Here is a 19,313-nt window from a genome sequence, read left to right as displayed (position 1 = left end):
TATGCCGTTGTTCTCATTTGAGGGAAAGCGCCCGAGCGTGCATCCGGAGGCGTGGATCGCGCCGACCGCCACCCTGGTGGGCGACGTCGTGGTCGAGGCGGGCGTGTCGATCTGGTACGGCGCGGTGATCCGGGCCGACCTGGGCACGATCACCATCCGGGCCGGGGCGAACATCCAGGACAACACCGTGATCCACTCCGGCAGCAACGGCTGCGAGATCGGGCCGAACGCGACCGTCGGTCATCTGTGTCTGGTGCACGACTGCACGATCGGCGAGCAGGCGCTGGTCGGGAACGGCGCGATCGTGCTCGACGGCGCGGTCGTCGGCGAGCGCACGCTGGTCGCGGCCGGCTCGACCGTGACGCCGGGTGCGGTCATCCCGCCGGAATCGGTGGCGCTCGGCAGCCCGGCGAAGAAGATCGTCCCGCTGGACGGCACCGCCAAGCTGTTCGTCGACCACAACGCCGCCGTCTATCACAACCTCGCCGAACGCCACGCCGCCTCGGTCGAGCAGGTCGGCTGAGCCCTCGGACGCCGGAAAGGGAAGTGATAGGACCCGGTGCGAGGTTTAGGTTGGCAGCAGACCGAGGGAGGGTGCTCATGACCGATATCGCGAACACCGGCGCCGTGGTGATCAACCGCGCGGACGGGCGGGACGACGGCGAGGAGTGGACCGAGAACTACACCGAGTTGCCTGGTGGCGCCGGTGTCTCTCTGATCCTGGAAGCCACCACTCAGGAGGGTGCCGGCCCGCGGCTGCACCTGCATCCGTACGCCGAGACGTTCATCATCCGGCGGGGTACGGCGACCTTCACGGTGGGTGAGGAGCAGATCGTCGGCAGGGCCGGCCAGATCCTCGTCGTACCGGCGAACACTCCGCACAAGTTCCGCACCGGCCCCGGCGGCTACGAGGCCGTCCACATCCACGCGAACCCGACGTTCGAGACCACCTGGCTGGAGTAGTCAGCCGGCGGACCGCATCCGGTTGACGAGTGTCTCCAGGAGCTCGGGGCCGGTGCCGAAGTTGAGGCGGACGAAGCCGTTGGCGCCCGGGTCGTAGTCGCGCCCCGGGCCTAGGGCAACCTTCGCGCGGCGGAGGAAGAACTCGCTCGGCTCCTCGTCCAGCCCAAGCGCACGGCAGTCGAGCCAGGCCAGGTACGTCGCCTCGGGCGGGGTCCAGGTAATGCCGTCGGGCAGGTGCTCGCGCAGGTACGCGCGGTTGTCGTCGAGCTGCCGCAGTACGGCGTCGAGCCAGTCGTCGCACTCGGCGAACGCCACCTCCGCGGCAAGGACACCGAGCAGTCCAGCCTGCTCGGCGGTATAGGGCAGGCGATCGACCACGCTCTGCGCGCGGTCGGTCGCGGTCACGGCCATCGCCGCCTTCAGCGCTGCCAGGTTGAATGCCTTCGAGGCGGACGTCAGCACGATCCCGCACTCGCGGGCCGCGTCGGACACCTCGAGCCACGGCACATGTGTCGCGCCAGGCAACACCAGCGGCGCATGGATTTCATCCGCCACCACCCAGGCGTCGTACGCCGCGCAGAGCTCCGCGATTGCCGCGAGCTCCTCGTGCGGGAGCACCCGGCCGGTCGGATTGTGCGGGTTGGCGAGGACCAGTACTTCGAGCCCGTCGGTCAGCGCCTCGCGCAGGCGATCGAGGTCGAACCAGCCATCCTCACGCAGCGGGATCAGCACGGTGCGAAGGCCGGTCCGTGGGATCTGGCTGAGGAACGGCGGGTACGCGGCGGTCGCGAAGCCGACCGCCCCACCCGGTGCGAGGGCGAGACAGAGCTCGATCAGGCCGGCCATCACATCCGGCACCAGCGTGATCCGGTCCGGATCCACGGTCCATCCGAGCCGGCGGTCGGCGAAGCCGGTGAAGGCCTCCCGCAACGACTTCGGCACCTCGAAGGCGTACCCGAGATCGCTGCGGTCCACTGCCTCGTGCAGCACCCGCGCGATCGGCTCGGCGAGGTCGAAGTCCATCTCCGCCACCGTCGCCGAGATCACTCCCGGCGCGTGGCCGGACCATTTCTCACTACGCCGCTTCTGCAACTCCGCCAGCTCGGCAACCTTCAGCATGCCGAGGATGTACCCAATTGGTCAGTTCGGGACGCGGTCGCCGGGTGGGGTGAAGGCGGCCAGGATGGTCGTGGTGATGTAGGCGGCGGCCTTGTCGGGGGTGACACGGCCGGCGTTGATCTCGTCGGCCGCGCCGTGCATCACGTTGTGCATGACGCCGACGAGCCAGGACGTCGGCAGGTCCTTCCGGAAGGCACCCTGCTTCCGGCCGCGCTCGATCAGCTTCTCGACGCGTGCCATCGGGTCGGCGTGCAGCTCCCGCACCCGGCCCGGCGGGAGTGTGTTCTGAGCAGCGATCAGGAGTGAGCGATACCGGTCGACCAGGCGCCAGCTGGACTCGATCAGCCGGGTCAGCGCCTCGCGCGGATCCCCGCTCAGGTCGACCTGGCCGAGTGCCTCCTCGCCGCCCTCGATCGCATGCACGAACACCGCGTCGAGCAGCTCGGCCCGGGACGGGAAATGGCCGTAGAGGGTGACCCGCCCGACACCGGCAGCCTTCGCGATCTCGCTCGTACTGGCCGCCGGATCGCGGCCCAGACACTCCGTGGCGGCGTCCAGGATCGCCGCGATGTTGCGCTGCGCGTCCGCCCGCTTGCCCGTCGTACCCGCCTGCCTCACCGGCATGGGAACTCCCTTGTCGAACACTGCTGTACGAGTTACTGTACCTGCAATAACTCGAACAGTAGTGTTCGACTTGACTGGTGAGGATGAGAATCATGGAAGAAACCGGAGCGGACCCGCGTCGGTGGCGGCTGCTCGGACTGCTCGCCATCGCGCAGTTCATGCTGATCCTGGATGTGACCGTGGTGGCGATCGCGCTGCCGCACATCGGTACCGACCTCGGTCTGGATCGCAGCACGCTGACCTGGGTGGTCAGCGCCTACACACTGATGTTCGGTGGCCTGATGCTGCTCGGCGGCCGGGCCTCCGATCTGTTCGGATCCCGCGTCGTGGTGCTCACCGGACTGCTGGTGTTCACCGCGGCCTCGCTGACCAGCGGACTGGCCAACAGCGCCGAACTACTGATCGGCGGCCGGATCGCGCAGGGCGTCGGCGCGGCGTTGCTGTCGCCGAGCGCGCTGTCCGTGGTGACCAAGACATTCGACGGCGAGGAGCGGAACAAGGCGCTCGGCATCTGGTCCGCGATCGGCGGCGGCGGCGCGGCGATCGGCGTACTGATCGGCGGACTGCTGACCGCCGGACCGGGCTGGCAGTGGGTGTTCTACGTCAACGTCCCGGTCGGTCTGGTCGTGTTCGCGATCCTGCTCCGGATGCTGCCCGCCGACCGGCCGGCCGAGCGTCAGGGCCGGTTGGACCTGCCGGGCGCGATCCTGGTCACGGCCGGAACGGGTACGGCGATCTATGCGCTGATCAACGCCGGCGACCGGGGCTGGTTGTCCGCCGCGACTCTTCTGACCCTGGCCGGCGCGGTCGTTCTGTACGCCGCGTTCGCCTGGCTGCAGCGGGTCGTCCGGTCGCCGCTGATGGATCTGGGGATCCTGACCCGCCGGCCGGTTGCCGCCGGCTCCTTCCTGATCCTGGTTGCGACCGCGCTGATGATCTCGATCTTCTTCCTCGGATCGTTCTACCTTCAGCACTACCAGGGGTACGGCGCCCTCCGCACCGGACTGTCGTTCCTCCCGGTCGCCGTCGCCACGACCATCGGGGCACATCTGTCCGGACAGCTGGTCGGCAAGGTGGGTGCTCGTCCGATCGCGATGATCGGGCTGGCCGTCGCCGCGGTCGGCATCGCTGTCCCTGCGATCTGGGATGGTGCACTCATGGTGGTGATCGGGACGACGATCGGGGGCGCCGGGATCGGTGCCGCGTTCGTCGCCGCGTCGACCACGACGTTCAGCCAGATCGACTACCGGGAGGCTGGGGTCGCGTCCGGGATTCTGAGCACCTTCCATGAGTTCGGTGGTTCGCTCGGGGTTGCGGTGGTGTCCAGCATCGCCGCGGCCAGCCTGGCCGGCACCGTGACGACCGGATTCACCCGTGGTTTCACCTTCGCCGCGATCGTTGCGGCCGTCGCCGCACTCCTCGCGCTGGCCGTCGTACCGGCCGCCAAGCCCTCGACAGGAGCAGAAGCCCATGCCGTCCACTGAGATCCGCCGCGCGATCCCCGCGGATGCCGAGACCGTCGTGACCATGCTGCAGGAACTGGCCGGGTATCAGGACCAGCTGGCGTACGTCACCGCGAGCGCTGAGGACTGGCGCGGTTTCCTCGGTCGTTCAGAGGTGATCGTGCTGATCGCGGAGGTTGATGGGGCGGTGGCCGGTTATGTGTCGTCGCTGCGCCGGCCCTACCTGTGGGTCGGTGGCGACCAATTGGCGCTCGACGACCTGTACGTCCGCGAACAGTTCCGCGACGCCGGCGTCGGCCGGGCCCTCATGATCGAGCTGGCCCGGCACGCGCTCCCCGACCGACTCACGATCGGCTGGGGTTTACGCCTCGAAAACGAAGCCGGCTACCGCTTCTACCAACGCCTCGGCGCCACCCTCAACACCAAAACCGCCGCCAGCTGGAGCCCCGACGTCTACGAGAAGCTGGTGGGTGACTAATCCGCGTTTCGGCGCTGCGGCCCGGCGCCCTCGGGGATCTCTCCGTGAAGGTGCGGGATGTAGACGAGCTTCTGCGTCCGACCGTCGAGCACGGTCGACTCGACAAGCTCCAGGTCGAGCTCGGCCCCGCCGTGGAGGAGGGCCGCTGCCCCGGCGCGGCCGGCGACTGCGGGGAACATGATGATCTCGAGACGGTCGACGAGGCCGGCGGCGAGCAGGGCGCGGTTCAGCGCGACGCTGCCGTGCGATCGCATCGGGACGTCCGTGGTGCGCTTCAGGCGCTCGATCGCCGTCACCGCATCCTCGTTGAGAACCGTCGAGTTCTGCCATCCGAGCGGCTCTTCGAGCGTGCTGGAGAACACGATCTTCGGCAGCTCGTTCAGGCTGTCGTAATAGGGCTCGTCAAACTCGACGACGAACTTCCGGAACTGCCGGAACGTCGTCGCGCCGAAGACGAGGACCTGGTCTTGCGCGAAGGTGCGCACCCGGTCCTCGCGGATCTCGGGGCCCTCCTTCCCCCAGTATCCGGGCCAGCCTGTGGCCATGCCGTAGCCGTCCAGGCTGGAGAAGAAGTCGACGGTAAAGGTGGTGCTCATGTGGTAGTCCCTTCCTTTCCTGCGCGCCGCCTCAGGTGGGCCGGCGTCACCCCTTCTACGAACACGACCGCCCCGATCCGACACCTGTCTCGTACGGCAGGTTCACGGGGTGAGTGCTGCCAGCAGGTCGCCGCAGAAGGAGCGGATGGCGCGGTTGACGATCTCTGGCCGCTCCCAGGGCATGAAGTGGCCGGCGCCCTTGACCCAGAACGGACCGACTGCTTCGGGGAAGGCGAGCGCGCACCGTTCCTCGATGTGGTTGCGCATGGTTGCCTGGTCGGTGCCGATCAGCAGCAGGGCGCGTTGCTGGACCGGCCGGTCGATCATTTCCGGGGCCGACAGCGGCCGAGTGCCCATGGCGACCTCGTAGTCGGCGAAGGAGGCCCGCAGCCGGGCCGCATCGCCGTACGGCTCGGTCAGGAAGGCCAGGTCGTCCTCGTCGAAGGCGTCGGGCGGGCACCACAGGCGGTGCCCATAGAACTCACCGATGTAGCGCCGACGCTGCTCGGGCGTAGCCAGCTCGGCGACCAAGGCGTCGGCGTCGTGGCCCTGGCGGCGCTGGTAGTCGTAGACGGCGGGCTTGGGGTCGATCGGCGGGAGACCCGCCGCTGTGAACGCCGCACCGAGGTCGGGCATGGAGTCGTCCAGGATCACCAGGCGGTCCACCCGGTCCGGGTGGCGGGTGGCTAGGTCGATCGCGATCATCGCACCCAGATCGTGCCCGGTGACGACGGCGCGGTCCCAGCCGAGCCGGTCGAACAGGCCGGTCAGGTCGGTGTTGAACGCGTTGAAGTCGTAGAAGTCGTCCGGCGCGAAGTCGGAGTCGCCGTACCCGCGCAGATCCGGCGCGACCACGTCGAACCCCGCCTCGGCCAGCGGACCGAGGTTGTGCGACCAGATCCGGCTCGTGCACGGGAACCCGTGGATGAGCAGCAGCGGCACACCCCCGTCCCCACGCCGCCGCACCGCCAGGTGATGCCCCTGACCAACCTCGATCCGCACCGGCGAAACAACTTCAGCAGGAAGAACCATCCACCTGGTTTACACGATCAGCCAATGCGCCGTCGCCGTATTAACGGAGCTTGATCGTGACCAGGGTGGTTTCGATGTCGCTGTCATTGAGGTTGCCGTTGGCATCGAAGGCTTCGGGGCCGTCGGTCATGCCGAAGTCGTTGTCGTTGATGACTACGAGCGTGTCGTGCGGCCGGAGCGCGACGCCCTCGATCTTCTTCGGGGCACCGGCGACAGTGTTCAGGTCGAGGAACAGCTCCTTCGAGAGAACCGGTACGCCGGCAGCCCCCGGGTCAGCGAGGGCCTCCTACGACGGCGTGGTGGTCGTCGAGTCCCACGCCGTACCCAGGATGTTGGCGGACGGTTGCAGTACGACGCGCTGCAGTCGAGCCGCGTTGTCGGTGCGCTCCTGGACCAGCAACGCTTCGGGGCCGGAGGCAATCACCGAGGAGATCTTCAGTTCGCTCGTGTCGTCCTCGCCCGGGTCGACGACGCCGACCGGGTCGAAGCTGTAGGCGTACTCCGCGGTGACCTTGCCCTGGTGCGGGGAGAACCGCAGCAACCGCGTGTTCAGGGAAGCCTCGCCGACCTTCTTGCTCGGGTTGAGCAGCGGGCTCTGCAGCGCCTGCACCAGATCGCCACCCGGGAGTTGAGCCAGCCCTTCGAAGCCGCGGTTGATCTTGCGGGTCAGGCTCCCCTCCACCAAGACGTCAGCGTGACGTTCGTCGGAGCAGGTGAACACCGGCTGACACCGTCGTGAACCCTCGCAGGCCACTATCCCAAGCAGTCGCGTACGGCGGCGATGAGGCGGTTGGCTCGCGCGTCGCCGTGACCGACCATACGGTTGGCGACGTAGGCGAATCCGACGCCGTACTCGTCGTCGCCGAAGGCGAACTGGCCACCGGCGCCGTCGTTCCCGAAGCTGCGTGCACCCAGCATGGGCCGAAAGCTCGCGGAGTCGAGCAGATAGCCCGAGCCCCAGCGCGCGCCGGCGTCGAAGCCGAGGAATCCCTGGCCCGACGACACCTCGCGTACCGCATCCGTCACGGTCTCTGCCGAGAGCAGACGGTCGTGGCCGTCGATGCCCGTCACGGCCGCGGCGTACAGCCCGGCGAGACCGGTCGCCGACGCCACCGCACCGGCGCCGGGAAGCTCCATCCCGAGCAGCGCCGGATCGTTCCAGCCGTGCGGTACGTCGAGGCCCGGGAAGACGAGCGCGCCGTTCATCGTCACGATCCGGGTGAGGAGATGCTCCGGCCCCGGCATCGGCGGGCGACCCTCAGCTTCCGCGAGCCTGGCCAGTGCCGGCAGCTCCGAGGCAGGCAGCCCGATCCAGGCCCGCAGCCCGAGCGGATCGCCCACGACCTGGCGGAAGTACGCACCCGGTCGCTGCCCCGTGATCCGCCGTACCACCTCGCCGAGGACGAAGCCGAACACGTGGCCGTGATACTCGTACGACGTCCCCGGTTCCCAGAGCGGCTTCTGCTCCTCGATCGCCTCGATGACCGGAGTCCAGGCGGCGATCTCGTCGAAGGACAGCGTCTTGTCCAGGACCGGGATCCCGGCCCGGTGCCCCAGCACCATCCGCGAGGTGATCTTCTCCTTGCCTTCCGCAACGAACTCCGGCCAGTACCGACCGATCGGCGCGTCCAGGTCGAGTCGTCCGTCCTGCGCGAGCAGGTGGATGCAGAGGCTCACGATCCCTTTGGCACAAGAGAAAACGGGTACGACGGTATCGCGATCCCATGGGCGTCCAGGCGCCGCCTCGCCGTCCCACAGCTCGACAACGGCCCGGCCGCCGACATACACGGTGACGGCGGCTCCGAGCTCCGGGAACGCGGTGAAGTTGTCCGCGAACACATCGGCGACCGCGCCGAAACCCTCGTCTGCCCAGCCGCTGTTCATGCCTCCAGCGTAGGTGCGGCCAGGCGGCGACTCGACTGATTTACGGCAGCACCCACTTCTGGTTCGTGGCGACATGGCAGGTGTAGATGATCAGCTTGGTGCCGTTGGCACTGGACGCACCGGTGGCGTCGAGGCACTGGCCGGAGCGAACGTTCAGCAGCGAGCCGTCCGGGCGAGGCCGCCACTTCTGCCCGGCACTGCCGTCACACGTCCACAGCACCGCCGCGGACCGGATCGTCGTACCGCGCACGTCCAGGCACTTGCCGAGCGAGCGCACCGTGCCGTCCTCGTACTGCATCCACTGCTGGTTCGTTGCGCTGTGGCAGGTGTACAAGATCGTCGGCGTGCCGTTGTCCGTCCGCGCTTGGTAGATGTCGATGCACTTGCCGGCGATCCCGGTGATCGGCCCGCGGTCGCCGTACGCCCCGAACTCCCACAGCGCGTAGTAGTTGCCCACCGCGGGGCGAGCGGTGGCGTTGATCCGCACGTACCTCGCGTAGATCGCCCCGAACACCACGTTGTCGGTGCCGCCGTTCCCGACAGTGGTCGAGTAGACGGTCTTCCAGGTCTGCGCGTTGCCGGACACCTGGATCTGGTACGCCTTCGCGTACGCCGACGACCAGTTGAGCAGCACCTGGTTGACCACCTGGACCGAGCCGAGGTCGACCCGCAGCCACTGCGGATCGCTGCGCTTGCTCGTCCAGGCCGTGGTCATGGACCCGTCGACCGCCTTCGATCCCTCCCGGCCGGCCGCGTAGACGCTGGACACCGCGACCGCCCGGCCGCGGGCGAGATTGCGCTTCGGCACGTACGTCGCCGTGTACGTCGCGGGCGTCGCCGGGGCGACGAAGTTGTGGTTGCGGGCGCCGTTGTCCGACCAGGAGGCGAACCGGTAGAGGTTGTTCGCCGACGACTGCAGGAGGCCCGCGGACAACGATCCGCTCGAGCCGACGATCGCCGTACCGGTCGACGGGGAGGCCGCGGTCTTGTTCAGGTAGGTCAGTTGCAGACCCGACGGTTGCGTGCCGAACGTGAGCTTCACCGTCTTCGGCTGCAGTTGCACGCTCTTGACGTCGGTCAGCCCGCCGGAGTCCTTCGCGGTCAGCCGCAGTTCCAGGTACGACGGGTACTCGTGATCGGGCGCGGTGAACGTGCCACTCGCTCCGGTCATCGTCGTGATTTGGTGCGCATGGCAATCACTGGGGCAGTGATGCATGATCAGCGCCCACGTCAGCGCCGAGCCGGGAAGCGGGCCCTGCTCAGGATCTGTGGCAGTGCCGGCGAAACTGATGGTGTCGCCAACCTTCCAGGTCGTCGCCGGACCGGGTGACGTGATCAACGCCGTCGGTGCGGTGTTGGCGACGTTGATCTGGGTCGTCGCCGTACCGGTTCCGCCGTGGCTGTCGGTCACCTTGAGCCGGGCGATGGCGGCGCCGCTGGTGGTGTAGGTGTGCTGGACAGTTGGCGCCGTCGAATCGTCGTACTGGCCGTCGCTGTCCAGATCCCACGCGTACGTGAGGGCGTCACCGTCAGCATCGTTCGACGCGGTGCCGTCGAAGGTGACGGTCAGCGGTGTCGGTCCGCTGGACGGATCTGCATCGATCACCGCGGTCGGCGGGTTGTTGGTCGCGCTGTAGACGTAGCGCAGGACCCTGCCGTTGTCGTAGTCGACGGCGAACACGTCGCCGCCTGGACCGTTCTGCAGCCTGGTCGTTCCGTATCCCGACGCGAAGTTGACGATCTTGGCCGGGTCCGGGAGGCCGTTGGCGCCGCGGAGCATCGCCCAGATGCACTGCCGGCTGTAATCGGAGAAGAACAGGGCGCCGTCGTACTCCGGTGGGTAGTTGCCGTTCTCGTAGAAGGACATGCCGGAGAGCGACGAGCTGCCGGTGCTGCAGGTCTCGCCTGTGACGATGTGCGAGGCGTGGTCGTAGGTGTAGTACGGCGTGGCGACCGCGGTCGCGCCGGCGGCGTACAGGTTCTCGCAGATGCTGAGGTTGAGGGCGTCGTAGGCGGCCGTGCGGCCCGGGCCCTCGTAGCAGGGCCAGCCGAAGTTCGTGACCTTCGCGGTGGGGCTGACGATGCGGTCGATCTCTTCCCACTTGGTCCAGCCGACGTCGCCGATCCAGAGTTCGTTGGTGCCGGGGCGGAAGTCGAACCGCATCGGGTTGCGCAAGCCGTGCGCGACGATCTTGCGGGTGTTCGGATCGGGGCTGCCCGCAGCCGGGTTGCCGGTCGCAGCGAGGCCGGTGTCCGGATCGATCCGGATGATGGAGCCGTCGAGGCTTGCGGGGTCGCCGCTGGTGCGTACGTCCTGGGCGCGCAGCGCACCGCCTTCAGCGGTAGGCGAGGTGAGCTTCGCACCGACGGGTGCCTGGCCGTCGCCACAGGGGTTGTCGGGGGTTTCGTCCGATGCCGGGAAGCCGTCCTGGCCGTAGTCGGCGTACCCGAAGCTGGCGCCGTCACCGCCACCGGCGTAGATCATGCCGTCGGGGCCGAACTCGATCGAGCCGATCGAGTGGCTGGGGAACACCTGGCACCAGTCCTCGACGAGCACCTGCTCGGCGCCGTTCGGGGTGATGGCCGACAACCGGGCGCTCGCCTGGCACCCGTCGCTCGTCGGCCCGGGTGGTGACGGGCACGGATCGTCTGTGGCGCCGGCGGTTCCCCACTTCGGTGTCGGTCCGCCGATCAGGCCGTCGTGCGTGTACAGCACGTAGATGCGCGGATCGGCGGGGAAGTCGGGGTGCAAGGCCATCCCGAGGAGGCCGCGGTCCCAGTAGTTGTAGACCTGGGTCCGCAGGTCGGCGAAGATCGACGGCGTCGGGTCGTCGAGCGAGTCGAACACCTTGATCAGGCCGCTCTTCTCCGCGACGAACACCCGCCCGTCCGGCGAGAACGCGACGTTCGTCGGGTTGCTCAGCCCGGTGAACACCACCTGCTCACTGAATCCACCCGGCACCGCCGCGGCGCTCGCTGACTCGGTCGTTGCCAACGGCACCAACAACAGCACACAGGCCGCAGCCACGCACCGGCGCAGTGCGGCGTAACGCCTCATCAAGCCCCCCAGGCCCACCTGTCCTCACCAGCCCTCACCCCCCGTGAGCACTCAAGTGACCGCCAGCATGAAGCCAAGAACCCAGCCGCGCAATACCCCGTTTCAAACGCCTACCTGGCGTCAGCAACCGATCACTCCCGGCCGGTGATCTTGGCCGGCGTCAGTATCACGTCCTCCGGCTCGAGCACCCCCATCCGTGCGACGCCCGCTTCACGCTCCTGCCTTGCATCTCCTGAGGCAGGGTGCCTGGATCAGCGCTCTGCCTCGCGCTGAACCTTCTTCTGGAGCTTCTTCTTGGGGAGGTCCGACGTGCCGGGGATGCCCGCGTTGCTGGCCTGCTGAGCGAGTTGGTCGCGGGTGATGTCGCCGGGCTGTTCGCCGAGGTGTTGCTTGCGGCTGGCAACGAACGCCACGCCGAGCTCGCGGCGGCGCTTGTCCGACAGCTTGGCTCGCATCCCGGGGAGAACCTTGCTCTCTTCCTCCTCGACGTGGTGTGATACCGCGTCGATCAGGTTCTGCAGCACCTTGTCGAAGGCGGCTGAGGCCGGATCGGTCGCGGCCAGCTTGGCGAGCAGCTGGTCTGCTTCGATGTGCTCCTGCTGACTGTGCGACACCTCCTCCTTCTCGCCAGCCTCCGACGCTGCGACTGGATAGACCTCCGCCTCCTCGGCCCGGCTGTGCGCGGTCAGCAGGGTCGTCAGTACCGGCAGAAGGTTCGGCCGCTTCTCCGGCTCGTCCTTCAGTTCGTCGAACAGCCGCTCGACCTCGCGGTGGTCCTGCATGATCAGATCGACAACGTCCCCGGCCATCTGTATGTCCTCTCGCCTCGTTGGTGGCGAGGCCGGTACCCAGGCCCAGTCGGCATATGCCAGGCATGGAGTCGGGTACTGAGGGGGTATGCGACTTCGGCGGAGCCATCCTGACGAGCCGGGCCTCGCGCGCCGGCGGCGTGGGCGTGGGTTCAGCTATCTGGACGCCGAGGGCAAGGTTCTCAAGGACACGGACGTGATCGAGCGGATCCGGACGCTGGCGATCCCGCCTGCTTGGAAGGACGTGTGGATCTGCCCGTACCCGAACGGCCACATCCAGGCGATGGGCACGGACGAGGCCGGCAGGCGGCAGTACCTGTACCACGACGACTGGCGCTCGGCCCAGGACGAGGACAAGCATGACCGCGTACGCCAGTTGGCGCGCAAGCTGCCAGCTTTCCGTGAGGCGGTCGACGCCGACCTGTGCGGGCGCGGTCTCGATCGGCGCCGGGTGCTGGCCGTGGCGCTGCGAATGCTCGACTACGGCGTCTTCAGGACAGGCAACACGGAGTACGCCGAGGAGCACGGCAGCCGGGGTGCGGCGACGTTGCTGCGCGACGACGTCCGGGTCAGCAAGGGCAAGGTCGTGTTCGACTTCGTCGCGAAGGGTGGGCAGCGGCGGACGATCGAGTTGGACGACGATCGGCTGGTGACCGCAGTACGATCGCTGAAGCGTGGCCGGCACCAGAATCCACGTCTGCTGATGTATCGCGACGACGACGGCTATCACGAGATCGACGCGGGCATGATCAACGAGCGTTTTCAGGAACTGGTCGGTGAGGACTACACGGTCAAGGATCTCCGGACTTGGACCGCCACCGTGCACGCCGCGGTGGATCTCGCCGAGGCGGACCCGCCGACGACGAAGAAGGCCCTGAACGCGGCACTCAAGGAGATGCTCGAGGAGGTGTCCGATCACCTCGGCAACACCCCGACTGTCGCCCGTACGTCGTACGTCGATCCGCGCGTCGTCGAGCAGTACGAGCACGGCCACACGATCACCGACGCCGTCGACCGCGCCGGCACCGACCTCGACGACGACAAGACCCGCGCCACTCTTGAACGCTCCGTCAACCGGCTCCTGGACCAGGACGCCCGAGCGTAAGACGGCCGTGGTGCTCCGCGCCGAGCACCGAACCCCAGTGCCAGGACGAGACCCGGCTCTCGAGCTTGGCTGCACTCGGCCTGGCCGGTGCTGCTCGACGCGAAGCGGTACGGCTGCCCTGTACCCGCGGCGAAACGCGAATGTACGGCGTACATACGTCGGTGTGGCACGGGTACCGATTGGCGGTGAAGCGAGCAGGGGAAGTGATTGCGGGCCGGTACCGGATCGTGGGGGCGATCGGTCGCGGTGGGATGGGGGAGGTCTACCGGGCGACGGATCAGGCACTGGGGCGGGACGTGGCGGTCAAGCTGATGCTGCCGGTTCCGGGGACGCTCGCGGCGTCGGAGCGGTTCTTGCGGGAGGCGCGGGCTACGGCGCGGATCCGTCATCCACACGTCGTCACGGCGTACGACTTCGGTGACCATGACGGCTGCTGCTACCTGGCGATGGAACTGGTCAGCGGTCGTACGGTCGGCGACGAGCTCAGGCGCGAGGGCCCGTTGGCACCGGATCGCGCCGTACACCTGGTCAGGCAGGCTGCGGCTGGGCTGGCAGAGGCTCACCGGCTGGGCATCGTCCACCGCGATATCAAGCCAGGCAATCTGTTGCTGGCCGACGACGGGACGGTGAAGATCGCCGACTTCGGCATCGTCCGATTTCTCGAGGACTGCACCACGACACTGACCTCGACCGGGCAGATCGTCGGCACGAGTCACTTCCTCGCCCCGGAACGCGCATTGGGTCGTCCGGCGGAGCCGCCGTCCGATGTCTACGCGCTCGGCTGTGTGCTGTATCAGCTGGTCACTGGCCATCCGCCGTTCCTCGCCGACGAGCCGGCGTCGATCATGTTCCAGCACGTACAGCGAGAACCGGTGCCGCCCAGCGAACTCCGGCCTGAACTGGCCGGCGATGTCGAAGCGCTGCTTCTCTGGATGCTCACCAAGGACCCGGCCCGACGACCGACCGCGGCACAGCTCGCGGACGGCGTCCAGCCACCGGTCGAAGCGGACCCCGGAGTTCTGCCGGTACGCCGGACGGCCGCGAGGCCGGTGCGCGCCGGGGTTGTCGCAGGATTGGCGTTGGTGCTGTCGGCAACTCTCGGTATCGTCTTCGCCACAAGGGATGTGAAGCTCCCGACGACGAACCAGCTGTCTCCGAGCGACAGTCGTATCACCCCACCACCCGCCGTACCGACGACGTCTCCACCACCAAGCCCGGCCGCGATCCAGACGGTCACCCAGACGACGACTCTCCGGCCGTTGCCGCAGTCAGGTCCGAGCAAACCGAAGCCGCCTGACCCCGGACCCGCTGATCGCCCGAAGGACGACAAGCCGGGTCAGGACAAGCCGAAGAAGCCGAAGCCCTGAGCAGACCTCGTCGTTTTGTGCCGCGACTACTGATCGCCTGGGCGTACGTCGTACTCCGATGGCACGGTCGTGGAGACCCAGCCCGCAGTTCTGGCCGCACTCCACCGACCGTGCCATGGGCGCATGGGGTACCCGCGTCCTGTTCATCCATGCATAAGATGGGGTACTGGATCTGCGTAGGTAATGACCGTGGTCCGGAGGTGGGCTACGCCGTGACTCACGTCGCGAGGTCAGGTTCATGGTTCCCACCCAATCCGCCATGGTCGGCCCGGTCCGCAAGGACTGTTCGACTCCCGAGGACAGAGCCCGCCGCGAGGCGGCAACCTGGGCGTTGTTCGAAGCCAGAGAGCGCAGTACAGACGAGGACGAGCGCCAGCGGCTGCTCGAAGAGATCGTCGAGCTGAACGTCGAGATCGCCCGAGGGATCGGGCGGCGGTTCCGCGGCCGCGGCGCAGAGGACGAGGACCTCGAACAGGTCGCGTACCTCGGTCTGCTGAAGGCCGTGCACAACTTCCGGCTCGACCACGGTACGCCGTTCATCGGGTTCGCCATCCCGACGATCCGCGGCGAGGTCAAGCGGTACTTCCGCGACTGTTCCTGGACCGTCCGAATCCCACGCCGGATGCAGGAACTCCAGGGCATGATCGCGGCCGCGGTACCGGTGCTCGAGCAGGAACTCAACCGGGAACCCACGCTCGCGGAGATCGCGGACCGGATCGGCGTCGACGTCACCGAGGTGAACGGGGCCGAGGCCGCGCGAGGATGCTTCAACGTACTGTCGCTCGATCGGCCCGCCACGGAGTCGGAGTCCCCGTTGGGCGAGACCGTGGCCGACGACAGCGACCGTCGGTACTTCGATCAGCTCGAAGCCGTCGACATGCTCGGCCCGGTCGTCGACGACCTGGACCCGCGCGATCGGCGGATCCTGGAGTTGCGTTTCGTGGAGGGGTGGACGCAGTCGGACATCGGCGACGACATCGGTGTGAGCCAGATGCAGATCTCCCGGCTGCTGAACAGGATCCTCAGGGATCTCCGCGGGAAGCTCGACCCACTGCTGACCGCCGCGTGAGCGCGGCTGGTGCCCGGTTAGTGCCAGAAGTGCAGGGGCATCGGGCACTGCGGTTCGGTCGCGACATCGTCGAGGTCGTACGCCACCAGCGGGCAGCGCCGGCAGTACAGGAGTCCGTCGTCGGGATTGGTGAACAGCTCGTGACCGTGCGTGTCACCCGCGACCGGGCAGGAGGTGTTCTCGATCTCCAGCCGGTCCACGAAGTGGGCGCCGCAGCGGATGCAGACCGACCCCGCGCTGAGACGTGCCAAGGTCGTCACCCGCGACACAGCCACGACCCGATGGCCGTTGATCTCAACGACGGATTCGTTCACGGTCCTCTTCCCGAAACGCGGACAGATCTTCGGTGCCCCCCGCAAGGATTTCTACGCCTCCTACTCTGCGCCAGGTGGTGGCGTGTCTGTCGGTTGCGCGCTCGGTGAGTTGGTCTCGGGTGGTGGTGTGGTCGAGGGGGATGTCGGCGTCGACTCAGTGGGTTCGCTGGTGGTCTTGGTCTGGGTGGGCTCGGTTGGTGACGGCGTGTCCGACGGAGTGGTCGAGGGAGTCTCGGACGGGGTGGGTGACGGTGAAGGGCTTTGGGTGGGCTGAGTCTTCGTGGTCTGGCTCTGCTGATTCTCCGTTGCGGACCGCGATGGGTCGGTCGTCGTTGGGTTCGACCTCGCCGTACTGGGGGTCGATTGCGGCCCGACATCGGTGGTCGGGGGCGGCGTGTCATTGCCGTTGAGGATGAAGCCGGCCATGACCGCGGCTGCCGTCGCGAGGACCGCGATCAGTCCGATCAGCAGGGCGTTCCGCCGTCTCTGGTCGGGCGGTTGCAGAGGCTCGAGTGGGCTGGTCGTTCCTGGCCCTGCGGGCGAGGCCGCGGCCGCACCAAGGGACGCCGTACGGAGATAGCCGGCCGCGACCTCCTCGGCGGACGGACGGTCGGCGGGATCCTTGGACAGCATCCCGAGCAGGCCGATCTCGAAGGAGCCGCCGAGTTCGGGGCGAATCAGACTCGGCTGACCAGGTGAAGCGTCGACGTGCTGGTAGAGGATCGCCGTCGGATGGTCCGCCGTGAACGGCGGCCGGCCGGTGACCAACTGGTAGAGCACGCACCCCAGCGCGTAGACGTCCGCCGGCTTACCGGACCGCTCGCCGCGCGCCCGTTCCGGCGCGAGGTAATGGACGCTGCCGATGATCTGGCCGGTCCCCGTCAGCGTGGTCGCCCCTTCTTCGGGGACGTGAGCGATGCCGAAGTCGGCGACCTTGACGGTCCCGTCGGTCGTCAGCAACAGGTTGCTCGGCTTCACATCACGATGTACGACGTCCTGCCGATGCGCCGCCGCCAGACCCGCGGCGCTCTGCTCGATGAGGTCGATCGCCCGGTCCTTCGGCAGCGGTCCCTGCGCGGCGAGCTCATCCGCCACCGACCCGCCCTCGACCAACTCCATCGCCAGGAAGAAACCGTCGCCGTGGTTGCCGAAGTCGTACACCGCGACCACGTGCGGATCGTTCAGCCTCGCAGCGGCTCGCGCCTCCCGGTGGAAGCGCTCGGCAGCGCGCGGGTCCTTGTCGGACGGCAGCAGCAACTTGACCGCGACCGGACGCCCCAACTGCTCGTCCGTGCCGCGGAACACCTCTCCCATCCCACCCCGGCCGATGGAGGGCCCCAACCTGTACCGCTCCGCTACCAACATCCCGACACCCGTACCCACCCCAACCGTCACCGAACCACTACGCACCGCCCAGCCTAGCTAGGTCCGGCCAACCGGCGGGCCACCCCCGGCGAGCTCCGTCAGTACGTGCCGTGGGCGGCGGGCGAGGTCTTGACGTGAACAAGATGAGTACCTAGATTGTCGCCAATCTTGCGCACAAGAATGGAGGCGATATGCGCGTCTCAGTGTTGGGGTACGGAGAGGCCGGACGACGTCTGGCCGCAGATCTGCTGGCTGCCGGCGTCGAGGTGGCCGCTTTCGACGTACGGCGGGTCACGCTCGCCGAAGGGATCACACTCGCTCCGACGGCCGCCGCCGCGGTCGAGGGAGCCGACCTGGTGCTCAGCCTGACCACCAGTGCGGGGGCCGTCGACGCGGTCCGCGCTGCCGCGCCGTACCTCGGCCCGGAGACTGTCTACGCGGACATGAACGCTTCCTCGCCGGAACGGAAGAAGGAGGTCGGCGCCGAACTCTCCAAGGGCCTCTATGTGGACGTCGCGATCCTGGCGCCGGTGCAGCGCGCAGGGATACGTACGCCGGTGATGGCCTGCGGTCCCGGTGCGAACCGGTTCGTCGAACTGCTACAACCCGTCGGCGCCTCGATCGACGTCGTCGCCGGCGAACCGGGAGTGGCGACTGCACGCAAGCTACTGCGCAGCATCTTCATGAAGTCGCTGGCCACCAGCGTGCTCGAGGCGTTGACTGCCGGTCGTGCCGCGGGATGCGAGGACTGGGTTCGCGGCCAGATGGTCTCCGAACTGGGGAGCGGTGGCGAAGCGCTGGTCGACCGGCTGGTCACGGGCACCTACCAACACGCCCGCCGTCGGCGGCACGAAATGGAGGACGCGCGCGATTACGGCCGCCGGCTCGGTACGCCGCACGAGATGACGCTCGCCTCGATCGAGTGGCTGGCGTCCATCGAGCGCGGCGAACGCGGCCGGGAGAGCTGACGCCGTGCCGGCCGCGATCACCGACGTCACCACCGAACTGCTCCTGGTCCCCTTGGAGCCACGGTTGCGGGCCTACGGCTCGGACGTGGTCAGCATCGTCCGGGTGCTCCTGCGGGACAGCGACGGAGCCACTGCCACGGGCTTCACCTACACCCTTGGCGCCGGTGCCGGAATCGTCTGCCGAATGGTCGACGAACTCATCGGCCCGGCGATCGTCGGCTCGCGGACCGATGACTGGGGCGAACACCGGCGACGGCTGGCCGCGGACACCCGCCGACTGGGCCGATCGATGTTCGCGCCGGCGTTGTCGGCTGTCGACATCGCCGTCTGGGACCTGCGCGGAATCCAGTCCAGCCGGCCGCTGTACGCCGTACTCGGTGGCAAACCGCGTGCCGTGCCGATCTATGGCTCCGGTCGCGGCAGTAACTCGCTCGGGCTCGATGAACTTGTCAAGCAGAGTCTCGGCTATCTGCGCGACGGCTATCCCGCGGTCAAGATCCGTGCCGGTGCGCGTTCTCCGAGTGAGGATCTCGAGCGGCTGCGTGCCGTGCGTGACGCGGTCGGCGATGCCGTGCCGCTGATGGTGGACTGCAACGAGCAGCTCACTCTTGCCGACGCGTTGTGGCTCGGCCGTCGATTATCGGATCTCGGCTACCGCTGGATCGAGGAGCCTCTGATCGCGGAGGACGTCGAAGGTCACGCAGTGCTCGCCGCGCAGCTCGACGTTCCTGTTGCCGTCGGTGAGCATCTGGTCGGCCGGTACGAGTTCGCGCATCACCTGCGGACGACTCCGATCGGGATCTACCAGCCGGACGCCGCACTGACCGGTGGTGTGACCGAGGCGGTGCGGATCGCCGATCTCGCGGAGGCCGGCAATCGCTCGGTCAACTTCCATTCGCTCCCGGAACTGCACATCCATCTGGCCGTCCGGTCGCCGAACGCCTGCTATGTCGAGGATTTCGGCATTCTCAACGGAGTACTCGCCGAAGTGCTGGCACCGCAGGACGGTGTCGTGGTGCCACCCGATCGCAGCGGTCACGGAATCGTCTGGGACTCCGGCGCGGTCGCCCGGTTCAGACAGTCGCTCTGATCCGAACCC

At 67.9% G+C, this 19,313-nt stretch carries 19 protein-coding genes; 9 read left to right on the top strand and 10 right to left on the bottom strand.

Going from position 1 to position 19,313, the window contains the following annotated elements; all coding sequences use genetic code 11:
• The first annotated feature begins 1 nt into the window (after position 1).
• Both OG817_RS31980 and OG817_RS31975 read left to right on the top strand, forming a co-directional pair.
• Positions 2 to 523, top strand: a complete 522-nt coding sequence (locus OG817_RS31980) for a gamma carbonic anhydrase family protein (RefSeq protein WP_406048385.1) — start codon at positions 2 to 4, stop codon at positions 521 to 523.
• A 77-nt stretch (positions 524 to 600) separates the two neighbouring features.
• On the top strand, positions 601 to 963 hold the full coding sequence (locus OG817_RS31975) for a cupin domain-containing protein (RefSeq protein WP_406048384.1): 363 nt from the start codon (positions 601 to 603) through the stop codon (positions 961 to 963).
• Here the strand turns inward: OG817_RS31975 and OG817_RS31970 are convergent, their stop codons facing one another.
• Positions 964 to 2,082, bottom strand: a complete 1,119-nt coding sequence (locus OG817_RS31970) for a MalY/PatB family protein (RefSeq protein WP_406048382.1) — start codon at positions 2,080 to 2,082, stop codon at positions 964 to 966.
• A gap of 21 nt (positions 2,083 to 2,103) precedes the next feature.
• On the bottom strand, positions 2,104 to 2,706 hold the full coding sequence (locus OG817_RS31965; RefSeq protein ID WP_406048380.1) for a TetR/AcrR family transcriptional regulator: 603 nt from the start codon (positions 2,704 to 2,706) through the stop codon (positions 2,104 to 2,106).
• A gap of 92 nt (positions 2,707 to 2,798) precedes the next feature.
• Here OG817_RS31965 and OG817_RS31960 point away from each other — a divergent pair, with 92 nt between their 5' ends.
• Positions 2,799 to 4,190, top strand: coding sequence for an MFS transporter (locus OG817_RS31960; RefSeq protein ID WP_406048378.1), 1,392 nt, complete (start codon positions 2,799 to 2,801; stop codon positions 4,188 to 4,190).
• Positions 4,177 to 4,647 carry a GNAT family N-acetyltransferase gene (locus tag OG817_RS31955; protein ID WP_406048376.1) on the top strand — a complete coding sequence of 157 codons (471 nt, stop codon included), beginning with the start codon at positions 4,177 to 4,179 and terminating at the stop codon, positions 4,645 to 4,647. The genes OG817_RS31960 and OG817_RS31955 overlap by 14 nt, the downstream gene beginning before the upstream one ends.
• On the opposite strand, the gene OG817_RS31950 is transcribed toward OG817_RS31955, so the two are convergent.
• The 6 genes from OG817_RS31950 to OG817_RS31925 all read right to left on the bottom strand — a co-directional run bounded on the left by OG817_RS31950 (position 4,644) and on the right by OG817_RS31925 (position 12,026).
• Entirely contained in the window at positions 4,644 to 5,243 is a 600-nt protein-coding gene (locus OG817_RS31950) for a dihydrofolate reductase family protein (protein WP_396391580.1), read from the bottom strand. The two genes, OG817_RS31955 and OG817_RS31950, sit on opposite strands and share 4 nt — an antisense overlap.
• A gap of 102 nt (positions 5,244 to 5,345) precedes the next feature.
• Complete coding sequence (locus tag OG817_RS31945) at positions 5,346 to 6,275, bottom strand: alpha/beta fold hydrolase (RefSeq protein WP_406048373.1); 930 nt, start codon at positions 6,273 to 6,275, stop codon at positions 5,346 to 5,348.
• Positions 6,276 to 6,561: 286 nt separating this feature from the next.
• Positions 6,562 to 6,957, bottom strand: a complete 396-nt coding sequence (locus OG817_RS31940; protein WP_406057554.1) for an esterase-like activity of phytase family protein — start codon at positions 6,955 to 6,957, stop codon at positions 6,562 to 6,564.
• Positions 6,958 to 7,028: 71 nt separating this feature from the next.
• Positions 7,029 to 8,159 (bottom strand): serine hydrolase domain-containing protein, encoded by a 1,131-nt coding sequence (locus OG817_RS31935; protein WP_406048372.1) that lies wholly within the window; start codon positions 8,157 to 8,159, stop codon positions 7,029 to 7,031.
• Positions 8,160 to 8,199: 40 nt separating this feature from the next.
• Positions 8,200 to 11,217, bottom strand: a complete 3,018-nt coding sequence (locus OG817_RS31930) for a ricin-type beta-trefoil lectin domain protein (RefSeq protein WP_406048370.1) — start codon at positions 11,215 to 11,217, stop codon at positions 8,200 to 8,202.
• A 251-nt stretch (positions 11,218 to 11,468) separates the two neighbouring features.
• Complete coding sequence (locus OG817_RS31925) at positions 11,469 to 12,026, bottom strand: hemerythrin domain-containing protein (RefSeq protein WP_406048368.1); 558 nt, start codon at positions 12,024 to 12,026, stop codon at positions 11,469 to 11,471.
• A gap of 88 nt (positions 12,027 to 12,114) precedes the next feature.
• Between OG817_RS31925 and OG817_RS31920 the strand changes: the two genes are divergently transcribed.
• The 3 genes from OG817_RS31920 to OG817_RS31910 all read left to right on the top strand — a co-directional run bounded on the left by OG817_RS31920 (position 12,115) and on the right by OG817_RS31910 (position 15,567).
• Positions 12,115 to 13,131: a DNA topoisomerase IB gene (locus OG817_RS31920; RefSeq protein WP_406048367.1), complete on the top strand. Its 1,017-nt coding sequence runs from the start codon at positions 12,115 to 12,117 to the stop codon at positions 13,129 to 13,131.
• A 185-nt stretch (positions 13,132 to 13,316) separates the two neighbouring features.
• On the top strand, positions 13,317 to 14,498 hold the full coding sequence (locus OG817_RS31915) for a protein kinase domain-containing protein (protein ID WP_406048365.1): 1,182 nt from the start codon (positions 13,317 to 13,319) through the stop codon (positions 14,496 to 14,498).
• A 238-nt stretch (positions 14,499 to 14,736) separates the two neighbouring features.
• Positions 14,737 to 15,567 (top strand): sigma-70 family RNA polymerase sigma factor, encoded by an 831-nt coding sequence (locus tag OG817_RS31910; RefSeq protein WP_406048363.1) that lies wholly within the window; start codon positions 14,737 to 14,739, stop codon positions 15,565 to 15,567.
• Positions 15,568 to 15,584: 17 nt separating this feature from the next.
• On the opposite strand, the gene OG817_RS31905 is transcribed toward OG817_RS31910, so the two are convergent.
• Positions 15,585 to 15,881, bottom strand: coding sequence for a hypothetical protein (locus OG817_RS31905; protein WP_360452776.1), 297 nt, complete (start codon positions 15,879 to 15,881; stop codon positions 15,585 to 15,587).
• Between the two features lie 60 nt (positions 15,882 to 15,941).
• Positions 15,942 to 17,246: a serine/threonine-protein kinase gene (locus OG817_RS31900; RefSeq protein ID WP_406048361.1), complete on the bottom strand. Its 1,305-nt coding sequence runs from the start codon at positions 17,244 to 17,246 to the stop codon at positions 15,942 to 15,944.
• A 191-nt stretch (positions 17,247 to 17,437) separates the two neighbouring features.
• On the opposite strand from OG817_RS31900, the gene OG817_RS31895 reads away from it, so the two are divergent.
• Together OG817_RS31895 and OG817_RS31890 are read left to right on the top strand one after the other, a co-directional pair.
• On the top strand, positions 17,438 to 18,214 hold the full coding sequence (locus OG817_RS31895; protein ID WP_406048359.1) for a DUF1932 domain-containing protein: 777 nt from the start codon (positions 17,438 to 17,440) through the stop codon (positions 18,212 to 18,214).
• Between the two features lie 4 nt (positions 18,215 to 18,218).
• On the top strand, positions 18,219 to 19,304 hold the full coding sequence (locus tag OG817_RS31890; RefSeq protein ID WP_406048357.1) for a mandelate racemase/muconate lactonizing enzyme family protein: 1,086 nt from the start codon (positions 18,219 to 18,221) through the stop codon (positions 19,302 to 19,304).
• Positions 19,305 to 19,313 lie beyond the last annotated feature (9 nt).

The organism is Kribbella sp. NBC_00889, from assembly GCF_045207705.1.
GTDB lineage: Bacteria > Actinomycetota > Actinomycetes > Propionibacteriales > Kribbellaceae > Kribbella.
Note: the sequence above shows the minus strand (reverse complement) of the source record. Positions and strands in the feature narration are given on the sequence as shown.